The sequence below is a fragment of the Halostagnicola sp. A56 genome, assembly GCF_000691505.1.
Classification (GTDB): domain Archaea; phylum Halobacteriota; class Halobacteria; order Halobacteriales; family Natrialbaceae; genus Halostagnicola.
Map to the genome: position 1 here is coordinate 208908 of NZ_JMIP02000020.1, position 15617 is coordinate 224524.

The 15617-nt window shown below is 64.8% G+C and carries 12 protein-coding genes, 1 tRNA gene and 3 pseudogenes; 8 read left to right on the top strand and 8 right to left on the bottom strand.

Annotation, left to right across the window (positions count from 1 at the left end; genetic code table 11):
* Positions 1-349: 349 nt before the first annotated feature.
* Positions 350-829, top strand: a pseudogene (locus tag EL22_RS12145) (helix-turn-helix domain-containing protein); the annotation flags it as partial.
* Between the two features lie 292 nt (positions 830-1121).
* Here EL22_RS12145 and EL22_RS12150 read toward each other — a convergent pair.
* Together EL22_RS12150 and EL22_RS12155 are read right to left on the bottom strand one after the other, a co-directional pair.
* A complete protein-coding gene (locus EL22_RS12150) occupies positions 1122-1469 on the bottom strand; it encodes a hypothetical protein (protein WP_050051749.1) in 348 nt (115 codons plus the stop codon).
* Positions 1470-1628: 159 nt separating this feature from the next.
* Positions 1629-3346: pseudogene (locus tag EL22_RS12155) on the bottom strand (thiamine pyrophosphate-binding protein).
* Between EL22_RS12155 and EL22_RS17265 the strand changes: the two are divergent.
* Positions 3341-3487, top strand: a complete 147-nt coding sequence (locus EL22_RS17265) for a hypothetical protein (RefSeq protein WP_156184124.1) — start codon at positions 3341-3343, stop codon at positions 3485-3487. The pseudogene EL22_RS12155 and the gene EL22_RS17265 sit on opposite strands and share 6 nt — an antisense overlap.
* Here EL22_RS17265 and EL22_RS12160 read toward each other — a convergent pair.
* Positions 3478-4506, bottom strand: coding sequence for a metallophosphoesterase (locus EL22_RS12160; protein ID WP_231587948.1), 1029 nt, complete (start codon positions 4504-4506; stop codon positions 3478-3480). The two genes, EL22_RS17265 and EL22_RS12160, sit on opposite strands and share 10 nt — an antisense overlap.
* A gap of 121 nt (positions 4507-4627) precedes the next feature.
* Here EL22_RS12160 and EL22_RS12165 point away from each other — a divergent pair, with 121 nt between their 5' ends.
* Entirely contained in the window at positions 4628-5731 is a 1104-nt protein-coding gene (locus EL22_RS12165) for a S1C family serine protease (protein ID WP_050051750.1), read from the top strand.
* A gap of 120 nt (positions 5732-5851) precedes the next feature.
* Here the strand turns inward: EL22_RS12165 and EL22_RS12170 are convergent, their stop codons facing one another.
* On the bottom strand, positions 5852-6757 hold the full coding sequence (locus EL22_RS12170) for a universal stress protein (RefSeq protein WP_050051751.1): 906 nt from the start codon (positions 6755-6757) through the stop codon (positions 5852-5854).
* A 345-nt stretch (positions 6758-7102) separates the two neighbouring features.
* Positions 7103-7175: transfer RNA gene (locus EL22_RS12175), tRNA-Pro, on the bottom strand.
* Positions 7176-7258: 83 nt separating this feature from the next.
* Here EL22_RS12175 and EL22_RS12180 point away from each other — a divergent pair.
* Positions 7259-7513, top strand: coding sequence for a pro-sigmaK processing inhibitor BofA family protein (locus EL22_RS12180; protein WP_050051752.1), 255 nt, complete (start codon positions 7259-7261; stop codon positions 7511-7513).
* A gap of 40 nt (positions 7514-7553) precedes the next feature.
* Here EL22_RS12180 and EL22_RS12185 read toward each other — a convergent pair whose 3' ends face one another.
* From EL22_RS12185 to EL22_RS12195, 3 genes are all read right to left on the bottom strand, one after another.
* Positions 7554-9608, bottom strand: a complete 2055-nt coding sequence (locus EL22_RS12185) for a DEAD/DEAH box helicase (protein WP_050051753.1) — start codon at positions 9606-9608, stop codon at positions 7554-7556.
* Positions 9609-9866: 258 nt separating this feature from the next.
* Positions 9867-10061, bottom strand: a complete 195-nt coding sequence (locus tag EL22_RS12190; RefSeq protein WP_049951623.1) for a cold-shock protein — start codon at positions 10059-10061, stop codon at positions 9867-9869.
* A 106-nt stretch (positions 10062-10167) separates the two neighbouring features.
* Positions 10168-10386: a hypothetical protein gene (locus tag EL22_RS12195; RefSeq protein WP_050051754.1), complete on the bottom strand. Its 219-nt coding sequence runs from the start codon at positions 10384-10386 to the stop codon at positions 10168-10170.
* Positions 10387-10469: 83 nt separating this feature from the next.
* On the opposite strand from EL22_RS12195, the gene EL22_RS12200 reads away from it, so the two are divergent.
* The 4 genes and pseudogenes from EL22_RS12200 to EL22_RS18525 form a co-directional block, all read left to right on the top strand.
* A complete protein-coding gene (locus EL22_RS12200) occupies positions 10470-10934 on the top strand; it encodes an Lrp/AsnC family transcriptional regulator (protein WP_050051755.1) in 465 nt (154 codons plus the stop codon).
* A gap of 269 nt (positions 10935-11203) precedes the next feature.
* Positions 11204-12697 (top strand): proton-conducting transporter membrane subunit, encoded by a 1494-nt coding sequence (locus EL22_RS12205; protein ID WP_050051796.1) that lies wholly within the window; start codon positions 11204-11206, stop codon positions 12695-12697.
* Positions 12687-15164, top strand: coding sequence for a DUF2309 domain-containing protein (locus EL22_RS12210; RefSeq protein WP_050051756.1), 2478 nt, complete (start codon positions 12687-12689; stop codon positions 15162-15164). Before EL22_RS12205 ends, EL22_RS12210 begins: the two co-directional genes overlap by 11 nt.
* Before the next feature lie 242 nt (positions 15165-15406).
* A pseudogene (locus EL22_RS18525) lies at positions 15407-15541 on the top strand (winged helix-turn-helix transcriptional regulator); the annotation flags it as partial.
* Positions 15542-15617 lie beyond the last annotated feature (76 nt).

The following is a 15617-nucleotide window of genomic DNA, read 5'->3' on the forward strand; positions in this document are numbered from 1 at the left end:
AGCGAACTCCGAAGCGCAAATCTCCGCGAAACACGGCGGCGAGAACGCGAAAAGCGCTGTTATCCAAATCGTTTCAAACTCGAGTACCTCGACGACCTCGAGGATATCCACGCTGACTCTCGGGAGGTGATCAGAAGACTTCGAAGCGCCGTCCGATCAGTCTCGCGGATGGCCAGCCCTACAAAGAGCGAGCGCAGGAGACGAAGGCCAAAAGCGCCCGTCGACGCTCCCCATCGAAAGACGACGGCGAGCGACGCAAATCGTGGATATAGCGATGTATACGGAAGAGTACATCCGAAGTCACCAGCAACCCGTAGAATTTACTTCCCACGTCGAGTAGGAAGTTCCAATGGATCATCTGGACGAACTCTCGCTCGAGGACCTCCAGCGGGCGCTCGAGGAAGTCGAGGGAAAGAAACCGACGATGCGGTTGCTCGCGGCGATCGCGTACAAAAACGGCGTGACACAGACGGAGTTAGCCGAGTGGTACGACGTCGAGCGGCGGACGATCTACAGCTGGCTCAAGCGCCTCGAGTCGGAGTCGCTCGCGCAGGCTGTCACCGACGGCCGGCGGTCCGGTCGACCGCGGAAGCTGACCGAGGAGCAACGCGAGCGGTTCGAACGCACACTGCAGGACCCGCCAACTGCGGCCGATTACGACGCGGCGACCTGGCATCCCGATCTGGTACAGCGATATCTCGAGGAGCGGTACGATGTCGCGTATTCGATTCCGAGTTGCCGACGGCTGATGAAGGAGGCGGGGCTTCGATACGAACCGGCGCGGGAGACGAAAGTGCTAACAAGCGGCGAGCGATCGGCAGACGACGAGCCAGAACACAGTGGCAGGTGGACTCCGTCCTGACGACCGATGGGGAAGCAAGGTTCCTCGAAGAGTCCCAACTGCTGGACAGCCCGTCAGCAGTCACCAGGCCAGAGCGAACGATCGGGAACGAATTCGATCCTCGAGCAACTAATTCTGAACCGCGTAGGTCTGAATTCGATGGTGGATGAAAATGTCTCGAGGCTGTCGTGTACGTCAGCAAACGAACGCCGCGGAACGGTAGCAGAGCTATTCAATGGGACTTCGTGACAGGGAAAGAAGTACCGACGATAGTTCGTATTCAGGCGGCATCAGCTTCGACGGTGTAGACGTCGGCGTCTTCGGGGACGTCGACGGAGACTGTCACGCGGCGGGATTCGTTCGAGTCCATCGTTATCTCGCGGGTTTCGCGACCGACGACAGTCCCCTCGTCGTCCTCGAACGTGATCGTGATCTGGATGTCCCCGCTGCGACCGCCGTTTTCGACGAGGACTTCGATATCCATCGTCCCGGAGAACGCCCCCGATATCGACTGGTCCCCATCGACGTTCTCGATCGATGGGTCTGGACCCAGTAGTTCCGTACAACCCGCGAGGCTGACGATTCCCCCGGTGACAGCGACTCCGCGCAGGTACGATCTTCGGTACATAGGTTCGACGTGCAACTGAAACACTTTCGGTGTTTCGTTGTGAGTCGGCCGTGGTAGACGCGTGAAGAACGCCTCCCGCAGACGCGTGTGGTAGCTGCTGTCGACGCATGGAAACGGCTACCGCGCACGTTAGAGATCGTCGTCGAATTTCGATCAGCTCTATTCTGAATCGGTGTCGGCCGCTGCCATCCACTCGCCCGCTTGCGGTTCCCTCGGGTCCGTCGGCACCTCGAGGAGCGTCGGTTCGTCCGCGGCGATCGCTTCTGTGAGCGCCCGCCGGATCTCGTCGGGCGTTCGCGCGCGCCACCCGGTCATGCCGAAACTGTCCGCGAGCGAGACGAAGTCGATCGGGGCGTCAGGCCAGGCGTACGCGCCGTCCTCGAGGTCGTAGGCTCGACCGGCTTCCTCGCTGATGAGCGCGTAATCTTCGTTTCGGGCCACGACGACGGTAATTGGGATGTCTTCGGCGACAGCAGTGTGAAGCTCGTGGACACACATCATGAGTCCGCCGTCGCCGACGAGAACGACGACGGCTTCGGTCGGGTTCGAGAGTTGGGCACCGATCCCGGCGGGGAGGGCCGTTCCCATCGAGGCCCACGAGCCAGGGTTAACGTACGACCGCGGTCCGTAGGCGTCGAACGCCGTGAGTCCCCAGACGCGAAACCCGCCCGCGTCGGCGGTCACGATGGCGTCTCGGGGAGTGGCGGCTCTGACGGCCTCGAGGACGCCCACAGAGGTTAGCGGCGGCGACGATCCGCGAAGGTCCTCGAGTCGGTCGTCGGCCGCCGCACGGATCGCCGCCGCGCGTTCGGGTCCGCGGCCGCTCGCGGTCGCCATCCCGTCGCCGGCATCGACGCCGTCGCTCGCCGTCTCCCCGCCGACGTCGCTCCGCCGCTTTCCTCGAGCAGGTCACCCAGTTTCGAAAGCGTCTCCGCCGCGTCGGCGACGATTCCCACCGTCGGCTCGTAGCCGTTCCCGAGGTCGGCGGGATCGATCGTGACGTGGACGATCGTCTCCGGGAACTCGACGTGCCACGCTCGCGTCGCGACCGCGTCGAGGTCCGTCCCGACCGCGAGCGCCGCCTCCGCCGTCGCGAGACACTCGAGGAGTTCCGGCGGCGCGCTCGCGGAGAGCGTTCCCGCCGAGAGCGCCGAATCGTCGGGGACGACGCCTTTCCCCTTGTAGCTGGTGACGATCGGCGCGTCGAGGAGGCGGGCGACGCGCTCGAGTTCGTCGCTCGCGTCGGCGGTTCGAACGCCGCCGCCGGCGTAGACGACCGTCGATTCGCTCGCTGCGAGCGCGGTCGCTGCGGCCTCGAGATCCGATCGGGAACCGTTCTCGAGGTGCGTACGAGTGTACTCGCCGGGCGTCGCGACCGGGACGTCTTTCGGCAGAAACGGTTTCGGGATGCCGACCCGGACGGGACCGGAGGGCGGGGTCGTCGCGGTCGCGATGGCTTCCTCGACGACGACTGCGGTGCTCTCCGGCCGTTCGACCAGCACGTTCGCTTTGACGACGTTGTCGTAGGTGTCCGGCGGCGTCTCGTGAATCGGATCGCCGCCCCTGAGTTCGGGGCTCGTCTCGACCGCGAAATGAAGCAGGGGCGTACAGTCGTTGAGCGCGTTTTTCAGGCCGTTCATCGCGTTCATGTCCCCGGGGCCGGGGACGACGACGGTCGCGGCGGGGTCGCCGCTCGCCTCGGCGTACCCCCACGCCTGCTGGGTGACCGCGGTCTCGTGTCTGGCCATCACGAACCGGATATCGTCCCGTTCGTCGATCGCTTCGTTCAGCGGGAGCGTCTGCTTGCCCGGGATGCCGAAGACGGTGTCGATCCCGTTTTCGACCAGCCGATCGACGACGGCGCGACTGACGTGCATAGGTACAGTCTCGAGAACGGATCACTTAGAAACTCTGCCGGGGTCGATCCGCTCGAGACGGGCTACACCGACGAGAGGATCCACGGCATTCACGCGCTCGTGCTCGGTGGGGAGGTGACCGGCTTCGCCGCCTACGAGTAGTCCACGCGATCCGTCGGCTGCGAGTCCCGCTCGGCGTCGCGCGTCGACTCGAGTTCGTCGACGAGCGGAAATGTCGCCTGCTGGGCGGCAGACAGCAGGACGCGGTCCTTTTCGTAGCCGTGAGCGATCGATTCGACCATCCCGTCGCCGTCGGTCAGTGGAACGGAGCGAACGACCGTCCCCCGTTGGTCGATCTCGAGGACCAGCATGGAATGGGGGAACGACGAGACCGCGGGCACCGTGAGTTCGCGCACGCCGTCGGTCCGCTCGATGGCCGGGAAGTGCAGGTGGCCGGTGACCACGAGCGGGGCGTCGTAGGACGCGAGCAGTTCGACCAGCGGTTCCGGGTTCGAAAAGCCGGGAACCGTGCCGCCGACCGGCAACTCGGCGCGGTAGCGCTCGTACAGGTCGCCCGTCGCCGGGAGGTTGTGGTGGACGGTGACGATCGTCGCGTCGACGTCGCTGTCGGCCAGCGTCTCGTCGAGCCACATCAGCTGCTCGGCGCTAACCTGCCCGTCCCAGGTCTTCGCAGGGGCGTCCGGGGCGGCGGCGTGACTGTTGAGTCCGATCACCTCGAGTCTGCCGAACCGGGTTCGAAACGGCAGTCCACCGGGCGTGTATCGCTCCTCGAAGGAGGCGATCGACGCCGATCGGTGATCGTCGAACGCCGTCGGCAGGTCGTGGTTGCCGGGCACCGCGACCATCGGCGGGTCGAACTCGGCGAGTTCGTCGAACCGGTCGAACTGTTCGGGCGTGCCATCGCGCGAGAGATCACCCGCGACGACCACGCCGTCGATTTGCCGGTCGTTCACCCCCGAAACCGCGGCTTGGAGGTGACGCTCCGTTCGGTGGAACACCTTCCACGTGCCGGCGGCGTCCGTCGCGAGGTGAACGTCGGAGAGAACGGCGAGCGTCGTCGCGTCGGCGTCGTCGGTCGCTCGAGGCGTGCAAGCAGTTGGCCGGAGTGGGGTCGATCCATCGGCGAACTGCAAAACGGGCTCGAAGCGGGTAAAGCTCACACGCGCGTCGCGGTGAAAACTCGACTCGAGACGCGAGCGACCGGATTACGGAGTCATCAAGTGTAGAACCGGTCAATTCCGCCGGACGGCGTTTTAACCCGTTCGTAGTGGACGAGCGACTATGCGGAACCAACGAGCGACGCGGCGGACGGTGTTGGGACTGGTCAGCAGCGCGGTCGCCACCGGAAGCGTCGCCAGCCTGAGCGGCACTGCACAGGACGACGGATCTTCGAGCGGCGAGGACGAGGAAGGAGCCGATCGCGACGGCGCGACCGAAGAAAGCCCGTACACGGCGCTCTACGAGCAGACGAGAGACGGGTTGGTGCTGGTCCGGGTTTCGGGAGACGAGCAGGCGGGCGGTATCGGGTCCGGGTTCGTCTACGAGGACGAGTACGTCGTGACGAACGAACACGTCGTCGCCACAGCCGACGAACTCGACGTGCAGTTCGTCGAGGAGGACTGGCGCTCGGCGAGCGTGGTCGGAACCGACCCCTACAGCGACCTCGCGGTGCTCGAACCCGAGGGGTTACCTGAGTACGCCGAGAGCCTGCCGGTGGCCGACACGATCCCCGAGATCGGACGACAAGTAGTCGCCCTCGGTAATCCGCTCGGTCTCGACGCCTCGGTTTCACACGGGATCGTCAGCGGAACCAATCGCTCGCTCCCGAGTCCGACGGGCGTTACCATCCCCGCGGCGATCCAGACGGATGCGCCTGTCAATCCGGGAAACAGCGGCGGCCCGCTCGTCACCCTCGAGGGAGCGGACGTCGTCGGCGTCGTCTCTGCCGGGGCCGGACCCGGACTGAACATCGGCTTCGCGATTTCGGCGGCGCTCCTCGAGCGAGTCGGCCCCGCGCTGATCGAGGACGGCACCTACGAACACCCGTACCTCGGGGTCAGCGTCGTTGCGCTGTCGCCGCGAATCGCCCGGGCAAACGACATCGACGAACCGGGCGGCGTCCTCGTCGTCGAAACGGTGCCGGACTCTCCCGCCGACGGCATCCTCGAGGCCGCGGACGGAACGACGGTCGTCGACGGCGAAACCGTTCCCGTCGGCGGCGACATCATCGTCGAGCTGGCGGGCGAGGCGGTCCCGAACCAGGACGCCCTCTCCGCACGGCTCGCACTCGAGACGTCGCCCGACGAAACGATCGACGTCACGGTCGTTCGCGACGGCGAGCGGACCGAACTCGAGGTGACGCTCGCGGCTCGCGAGGACTCGTGAGAGAGATACGGAGTTGGTGGGGAAAGACGGACAGTGTGGGAAGTGACGGAGAGTGTGAAAACCGATGGAATGGGGAGAAAACGAGACGAGCAGCGGGTACGAGTGTCCTCTCGAGCGCGGTTACGACGGCGTCAGAAGTCCCCTGAGTTGTCGGAGGATCGGCCCCGCGACCGCGTCGCCGGCCCGACAGAGGATGATCGTCCGATCTGTTCGTCGGACGACCGCCCGCGGAATCGATCCCACGAGACGACGATGGAGCGCGCCCTGCCGAGTCGCACCGAACACGAGGACGTCGTGACCTGCCGCGCGTTCGACGATCACGTCCGCGGGATCCGTTCCTGGCGCCCCCCGTTCGATCTGTGAGTCGATTCGAACAGTCGCCCCGCCGGCGTTCTCGAGCGCGAGTTCCGCCTCGGTGACGTACTCTCGAGCGGACCCCGATCCGTGGTCCGTCGGCGCGACCGAGAGAACGGAGACGGTGGCATCGTTCGACGCTGCGATGGCGGCCGCCACTCGACAGGCCGGTTCGACGTGCGGGCCGCCAGCAACCGGCAGGAGAATCGAGTCGACGCCGTCTGCCTCGTGGCCGATCCGTTCGGCGTACAGATCACACGATACGCGCTCTAAGAGCTGATCGACCGTCGTCCCGAGCACGGCGTCCGTGCGACCGCGGCGGTCTCGCCACCCGACCACGAGCGCGCTCGCCTCCGACTCCGCGACTGCGGTAGTGATCCCGTCGACGACCGACCGGGCCACGACCACCTCGCTTTCGACCGCCACGTCGTCGGGCGCGACCTCGAGCGCCCGCTCGAGGATCTCCCGGCTGTTCCCGGGATACTCCTCGATGATCGTCTCGTCGGTGTACAGCGAAAACGGCGAACTGGGCGGTTTGACGGTGACCGAAACGATCCTGACGACACGCCCCGCGACTCTGGCCAGATCGCCAGCCGTCCGAACCAATTGCTCGACGTGCGAGGGATCACCAACCGCGACGAGGACCGGACTGGTCGCTGGTGGCTGGGACATACTCGAGAGCACGCGGCGAACGACCGAATAGCTTCCCGTCAAATATAACTAACAAATTCTAACGCTGTGGGGTGACGTAACTCTCGCACGTGAGACAGCGCTGGGATACGCAACGAAACGACCAGCGCCGCATCAACGACCCCCTCCGTTAGCGGTCGCTGGGTGGTGTGAGAATGGTGAGCGCAAAGCGGCAAAACCAGCCGCTTCGGTTGTATATCGTATGGGATCGGCCGGATTGTGAACCACGCCCGAGAACCTGCGCTTCGCGCAGAACCTCGGTCTACTCCAAATCCGGCCGATCGGTACGCATTCGTCGCTCGCGGATTTGCTCGCGACAGAAGTGAGTGGGATCGCCCGGATTTGAACCGGGGTCACGGGCACCCAAGGCCCGAAGTATACCAAGCTAACCCACGATCCCGTACTCACTGTTTCGGGCAAACGGGTTAAAGGGTTTCGTTCCGCGAGCGAACGATTTACCCTCCTCGTCGCGAAATACCACGCATGGTAACTGGACTCGAGATTCTCCTTCTCGCGCTGGTACTCGCGGCCATCGTCGGCGCGTCGCGTGTCATTCAGGCCGTGCGGCCGTTTATCGTCAACGCGATCGTCGGCCTAATCGTCCTCTTTCTCGCCCAAGCCGTGTTCGACATCTCGGTGGCGATCACGCCCGTCGCGCTGTTGATCGTAGCCCTCGGCGGGCTTCCCGGTTCGATACTGGTCATCCTCCTGTCGGTCCTCGAGATCGCATTCGTCTAAAGTGAGACAATCGGCTCCGCAGGGGAGAACGGAACCCTCCTTACAGCTCCGTATCGCGGAGTTCGAGTTCCGCGATCAAATCGTAGGGATGGGCGTCTTTCCGGATTCCATCGAGGATCGAGAACGCCTGGCTCGGATCGAGGAAGTGCTCGGTGATGACGCGCCCGAGCGGCGTCGGCTCGAAGCCGTCGATGAAGTCGTACTCGAGGAGTTTCCCGAGGGCGTGTTTGGTCGGCACTTCGCCGAGCATTCGGTCGTTGAGCCGCTTTGCCGCCCGACCGCCGACGGTGACGTTGGCCAGGGTTTCCTCGATGGCCGCCGCCTCGTCGTAGTGGGTCATCACGGACTCCATCTCGCCTTTCAGAAGTTTGAACGCGACTTCGTCTTCGGTCATCTCCATCGAGTTGTGGTACGCACAGTCCGGTTCGACGAGGACGTAGACCGTCCCCGTATCGTGGTAGTCCGGTCGGCCCGCTCGTCCGAGCATCTGGTGGAACTCCTGGACCGAGAGCCACTCGATTCCCATCGCCAGCGAGTCGAAGACGACCTGCGAGGCGGGAAAGTCGACCCCGGCCGCGAGCGCCGCAGTCGTAACGACCGCGGCGAGGTCCTGATCGGCGAACTGGCGTTCGACGCGCTTTCGCCGGCCGTAATCCAGCCCCGCGTGGTAGGGCGCCGAGGAGTACTCGAGCTTTCGCGAGATTTCGTGACAGCGCCGTCGGGAGTTTGTGAAGATAATCGTCTGGCCGCGATAGCCCTTCGAGGACTCGGTATCGAACTCGCGTCTGACGAGTTTGTTCTCGACGCCGACTTTCTCCTGCCCGTCGGCGAAAGTGACGTGGCGTTCGATGGGGATCGGCCGCTCTTCGAACTCGATGCACTTCGCCTCGAGCGTCTCTGCGAGCTGTTCGGGGTTGCCAACCGTCGCGGAGAGGTACACCCACTGGGCACCGCCGTAGGACTCGCGGTCCGCCGCACGCTGCTCACAAGTGTGCTTCAATCGCGAAATGAGCCCGTCGAGTCGGTGGCCGCGTCCCTCCTCTTTGAGCGTGTGGACCTCGTCGATGACGACGGTACCGATGTCGCCCATGTCCTTGCCCGTTCGCAAGGCGTGGTCGATCCCCTCGTAGGTGCCGACGATGACGTCCGCGTTCGGATCGAACTGGTTGCCCGAGTCGGCCACCCGACTCGCGCCGACGCGGATGCTCACGTCGACGAGGTCGCCGTACTCGTCTTTGAAGTCCTCGTACTTCTGGTTTGCAAGTGCGACGAGCGGCACCAGAAACAGCATTTTGCCCTTCCCCTCGAGCACGCGGTCGATCCCCGTCATCTCGCCGACGAGCGTCTTGCCGGTCGCCGTCGCCGAAACGACGAGCTGGTCGTCGCCAGAGAGGAGGCCGTGGTCGACCGACAGGCTCTGGACCGGCAACAGCGTCTCAAATCGGCTCTCGAGAAGGCCCTGAAGATCCGGGTGGAGGGAAAGCGAATCGACGCGGGCGAGATCGACCTCGTCGGTGGTCGAGGAGATCGTATCGAACTTCGTCAGATCGGGGTCGAGGCGCCCTTTGAGCAGATTGACGATGCGCTCTAGGTCCTGGACCTCGTGCATGAGCTCCTCGAGACGGTCTTTGGCCGCGCCCGTGAGACCCCCGACGTGCGAGAGCTGGCGTTCGAGTTCCTGACTGGCACAATCCGTACAGATCCAGTCGCGATCGTCCTTGATCGCCGTCTCCGTCGTGATCGGGGAGTACCGGCCGGCCGACGCGCAGTACCGGCAGGTCCGGACGACTTTCGCCTCGAGTTGATAACCGTCGAGCATCTCCTGCAGTTCTCGTCGGCCCGAGGGGGAGGTCTGCTCGGAGATTCGAATCCGCTCGGCTCGACGAGCGAGTTCGACGAACTCGTCGGGTTGGCGGGGCTCTTCGCTCGAGCCGCGCTTGAGCCTGAATTTGGCGGGTCGCGGTCCAGCGGACGTTTCCGAGAGACCAAGCTTCGCGCGAAACAGTCGCTTGTCGTCCCGGCTGACCACGACGAGGTAGTCCGACCCCACTTCGTGGCAAAATATCGTTTCGACGTCCTGGACCTGCTTCGACACGACCGCTGATATGACGGTGACGTACTTGAGCGATTCGGACTCGAGTCCCTGCGTGATTTGGACCCGCGGTCGACAGGTATCGGTTCGACGCTACGGTACCGAGTTTGAACGCTGGCTAGAGGACGGAGAAGAGCCTGCCCGACGGACTAGACGTGAATCGGTGCGTCGATCGGGACCACCAGCGACCGCATCGTAGCGGCTTCGCTGGGCAGTCTGTAAAATACTACTTTGAAATGCCGATACCTCAGCGAATTCGCCTTACAGGCGCTCGACGTTCGTCGCGCGCGGGCCCTTGGGGGCCTGCTCGATGTCGAACTCGAGGTCCTGTCCTTCTTCGAGATCCGGGCCGCCGATGTCTTCCATGTGGAAGAACACGTCGTCGTCCGCGTCCTCAGTTTCGATGAATCCGTAACCGCCTGTGTCGTTGAAGAAATCAACCGTTCCTTTCGCCATTGCCTTCGTACAGAAGAGACATACACTGATAACCCTTCCGGAACACCCGCTGCAGCGAGAGACGGCGGTTCGGGGCCCAGCCAGGGGGAATTCGTGCGTGTAGCACTCAGACGTCCTCGAGATCCTCGAGTTTGTGGATCGCGGCCGAGACGAAAAAGACGAGCATGAAGAACCCGAACCCGACGAGAAAGCCGAGAAAGCCCTGACTGCCGAACCCGATCGAATTGACCGTCGTCACGACGAGGACCGCGATCACGAAAAAGAGGATGACGAGTGCGCCGACCGCGTAGTAAAACCGCGTATCGGACTCGAGACATTCGCGCATACCCGTCCCTTCCGGCTCCCCATATAAGTATTCGAGCCCTCGGGAGCCGAAGTACCTTATAGCCGCCGTGGCAACGAACGCGTATGGCGGAGTACGAGCTGGACGCGGTCGACCGAGAGATCCTCTACGCGTTACAGGAGGAGGCGCGGAACCTCTCCTCGAGCGAGATTGCCGATCGGACCGACGCCTCCTCGAGTACGGTCCGCAAGCGCATTCAGCGACTGGAGTCGGATGGCGTTATCAAGGGCTATAGCGCCAACATCGATTACACGAAGGCGGGCTATCCGATCCGGATGCTGCTGTTCTGTACGGCACCGATCCCCGACCGGGGGGCATATATCGACGACCTGCTCGCGATTTCGGGCATCGTCTCCGTGCAGGAACTGATCACGGGCGAGCAGAACCTCCTCGTGACCGTGGTCGTCGAGAACGACAGGGACGTCACGCCGATCGCACAGCAGATCGCGGACATGGGACTCACGATCACCGACGAAGTACTCGTTCGCAGCCACCAGTCGACCTCGTTCGACGAATTCTCCTCCCGCTGATATCGCGGTCGACAGCCCCCGAAACCGCGTCACTGACGTGAGGCGCCGTTCGTTTTCCTGTTCGTCGGGTATAGCGTTCTCTAGACTCTCGAGAGTGTGTAATTATCTTCTATGTTACTCTGACTGCCGAATTGCGAACGGATTGTTCGAACCGAAGGCTATAACAACCGCTCTGTTCACATATGGAATAGAGACGACCAGTTGAGCAAGTATTGTCGCGAACGATACGTCACGTGAAAGCTGATCGCGGGCTGGTCGCCGCTATGAACATGACCGAGGACACAGCAACGATCGACGACGTCGCACAGCGCCCCGAACCGACGCCGCCGAGTTCGGCCGTACCCCGAGCGTCGACCTGGGCGGTCTGGACGCTCTTTCTGGCCAGTCTCGGTGTTCTCGCACTGACAATTCGAGGGGGGTCCGGCTGGGAACTCTCGACGCTCCTGCGGATCGACGGGCTGACCGCGGTCATGTGGGTCGTGGTCACGTTCTTCAGCGGGATCGTCCACAGCTACTCGCGGCGCTACATGGCCGGCGACCGCGACATCGAGCGGTTCTTCGGCCGCGTGTTCGGCTTTACCCTCGCCGTCATGATGATGACCGCGGCGAACCACGTTGTGCTGTTCGTGGTCGCGTGGCTGGCGATGGGGCTGCTACTGGCCGGACTCATCGGTCACGTTCGCGGCTGGCGACAGGCCCGGGACGCCGGTCGCCTCGCCCGTCAATACTTCCTCGTCAGCAGCGCGCTGTTGGCCGGTGCCGTGATGTTGCTAGCCTGGGCGACCGGCTCGACGACACTTACCGGCATCTTCGCGGGGCTCGAGGACGTCTCGCGGACGGTCGCGCTCGTCGCGGCCGCGGGCGTCGTCCTCGCGGCGATGGTCCAATCGGCGCTCGTGCCGTTCCACGGCTGGCTGCTGTCGTCGATGACCGCGCCGACGCCGGCGTCGGCCCTGATGCACGCCGGGTTCGTCAACGCGGGCGGGGTCCTGTTGACCAGGTTCGCGCCGCTGGTCGGTGATCGACTCGTGATCATGTCGGCGATCGTCCTCGTCGGCGCGGTCAGCGCCCTGCTCGGGCAGGCGATGATCCTCGTCCAGACGGATGTCAAGCGCAAACTCGGCAGCTCGACGATCGCCCAGATGGGCTTTATGCTACTGCAGTGCGGACTGGGCTTTTTCGCCGCCGCGATCGCCCACCTCATCCTGCACGGATTCTACAAGGCGTATCTCTTCCTCTCCTCGGGGGCGGGCGTCGAGCGCGCGGCTCCCAAAGACGCGGGCCACACCCAACTGGGCTTCCCCGGGATTGCCGTGAGCCTCGTGACGGCCGTCGGCGGCGGGGTCCTGTTCGGCGCCCTCACGGGGAAGGCGACGAGCCTAACGCTGAACAGCGGGACAATCCTGACGCTGGTCGTGGTCCTGACGACGCTGACCGCGGCTCGAGACATCCTCCGGCGCTCGACCCTGCCGACGGCGGTCAGGTTCGTCAGCGTCCCGCTGGTCGTCCTGACCGCCATCGGCGGCTACGCCGTCGCGTTCAACGCCGTCTCGTCGATGCTGTCCGGCGTCCCGATGACTCACGTCTCGACCGAGATGACTCCCGTCCACTACCTCGTCGTGGCCCTGTTCGTCGGGGCGTATCTCGTTGCGGAACTCGGCTGGTACCGTTCGAGCGAACGCCTCTACGTCGCCTTGCTGAACGTCTCCCAACCCGATCCGTCGACCGTCCTCACCAACACGGAAGAATACAATGACGCGTAAGGAATCCGACCATACCCGTCGCATCGCGGAGAGCATCGACCGCGCGGCCGAGCGCATCGGCTCTGTCTGGCCGCTGCACTCGTTCGTCACGGCCAACCCCCTCTCGGGGTTCGAGGACGAGCCGTTCCACCGGGCCGTCGCGGCTGCCGAGGACCTGTTCGGCGGCCGGGGCTACCCCCATCCGTCAGTCTTCCGTCGCGCCTGGGAATCGGGGCGGATCGACGCCGATACGCTCCGAGCGGAACTCGCGGCCCACGGGATCGACCGCGATCCCGAGACGCTGCTCGAGGAGCTGGCCGACGCCGAAGCGGACCGTGACACCACCGATCCCGACGAGGCGACCGAAGCCGTCGATCGGGTCCTCTCGAAGTGGCTCGCGGCCTTCCTCGACGAGGGCCGGGCCACGTGGCAGATGCCCAACCGCGAGGCCGGGTTCTACCGGGCCTGGCTCGTGGTGGCTCCCCACGACGGCGACGTGCCCGGGCCCGCCGACACCGACGACCTCCCCGAGACGGCGATCGATGCGCTCGAGTCGGCGCTCGGCGAGTACCCCCAAGAGCGCTGGGCCGACATCCTCGAGGCCCACCTCGCGGCGCTGCCGGGCTGGAGTGGGTTCATCAAGCAACGGACCGGCGACGACACCGACCCGTGGCAGGAGCAGTACCCGATCACGCTGGCGCAGTACCTCGCGGTGCGACTGACCCTGTCCGACCTGCTGGACGCGCCGATCGACATCGACGCCGACGGAACTAACGACGACGGAACTAACGGCGACGCCGACGACGCCGACGAAGTTCCGCTGCCCGAGATCTGGTTAACCGCCTGGGAGAAGAGCTACCGCGAGCGGCTCCTCGCGGGGATCGACGATTCCGTGATCGATCCCGCCGACACCGGGAACGGCGACCGGCCGTCCGCCCAGTTCGTGTTCTGTATCGACACCCGCTCAGAGGTGATCCGCCGCCACATCGAGGCGCACGGTCCCTACGAGACCCACGGCTACGCGGGCTTTTTCGGCGTGCCCATGCGCCACCGCGGCTACGAGGCCGCGGCCGACACCGACGCCTGCCCGCCGATCGTCGAGCCCGAACACCGGATCGTCGACCGGCCCGCCGACACCGAGTCGGCCGCCGCCCGCGACCGTTGGACCGGACTCGCCACGGCCGCGCGCAAGCACTTCAAGACCCTCAAGTCCAACCTCGTCGCGGCCTTTACCTTCGTCGAGGGCGCCGGCAGCGCCTACGGCTCGGCGATGGCGGCGCGGACGCTGTCGCCGTCGACCATCGCCGCGCTCGAGTCCGCTATCGCGGAGCGCGTTCCGAGCCGCCACGAGATCGCCGCATCCGCCATCGACTCCGACGCGTACGACGATCACGACCACGCCGACCACGACCTCCCACAGGGGATGACCCACGCGGAGAAAGTCGAGTACGCGCGGACCGCCTTCGAACTCATGGGCTGGACCGAGTTCGCCCGACTGGTCGTCTTCGCGGGCCACGCCAGCGAGACGACGAACAACCCCTTCGACTCGAGCCTCGACTGCGGGGCCTGCGCCGGCAATCCCGGCGGTCCGAACGCCCGCGTCCTCGCGGCGATCTGTAACGATCCCGATGTCAGAGCGACCCTCCGCGAGCGCGGGTTCGACCTCCCCGAGGACACCGTCTTCCTCGCGGCCGAACACAACACGACGACCGACGAGATCACGCTGTTCGACGACGGGGTGCCGGAGAGCCACCGCGAGGATCTCGCCTCCCTACACGAGGACCTCGCCCGCGCCCGCGCCGGTGCGGCAGCCGAGCGCACCGGCGAAGACGAAGACGCGGCCGTCGACGAGGTCGAGCGCAAGGCGGCCGACTGGGCCGAGGCCCGTCCCGAGTGGGGGCTGGCCGGCAACGCCTCGTTCGTCATCGGGCCGCGCGAACTGACCGCCGACCGCGACCTCGACGGCCGCGCGTTCCTCCACTCTTACGACTGGTCGGTCGATCCGGACGGCGACGCCCTCGAGGCGATCGTCACGGGTCCGCTCGTCGTCACGCAGTGGATCAACAACCAGTATTACTTCGCGACGGTCGACAACGCCGCCTACGGGAGCGGTTCGAAAGTGACCCAGAACCCGGTTGGCAACGTGGGCGTCGTCCAGGGCAATGGCGGCGACCTGCTGACCGGGCTCCCGCTGCAGTCGCTCAAGCGCGACGACGAGCGCCCGTTCCACCAGCCGCTGCGCCTGACCGCGGTGATCCACGCGCCCCTCGAGCGCGTGACCGAGATCCTCCGCGAGCACGAGGACGTGCGCGAACTGCTCGAGAACGGCTGGATCGGAGATCTGACCGTCGTCGACCCCGAACAGGACAACGAGGCGTTCCACTACGCGGGCGAGCTCGAGTGGGTGGCCGACACCGAACTCGACATCGAGGCGACGACGGAGTCCGAGCCCGCGACGCCGCCCGCACAGCCGGTTGACGACGACTGACGCCGCTCTCGGGCAGCGATCGGTCTTCTTGTCTCACGATTCGATCAGCCAGCGTCGCGTGGCTTCTCTCTCACGCTCGAACTTCCTCGCGTCAGACGAGGAATCCACGAGAGATTCGCGACGCGGTCGGGACGGGAACCACTGCAAAGACAGCGCGCGTATCCCTCAGCCCGTCTGGGGATCAGTGTAAAACCGGATCCCGGTCAGTTTCCCGTTCCGAGATAGGTGTGAACGGCGTTTGATACGTCGACCACCGAGTCGATGAGGGGAGTCCGGTCGCCGTTTACTATTCTCTGACGCCGAAGGATCGAGAACTCCGTTCGGCGTTCGATGAAATCTACGAGTGGGGCCAGAAGTGGATTACCGACGAAAACTGACGGCCATCGGTCGATACGTACACAGGAGCGGTCGCGGAACGGGATTTTGATCCGCGCTCGTTCAGGATCCAAGAGC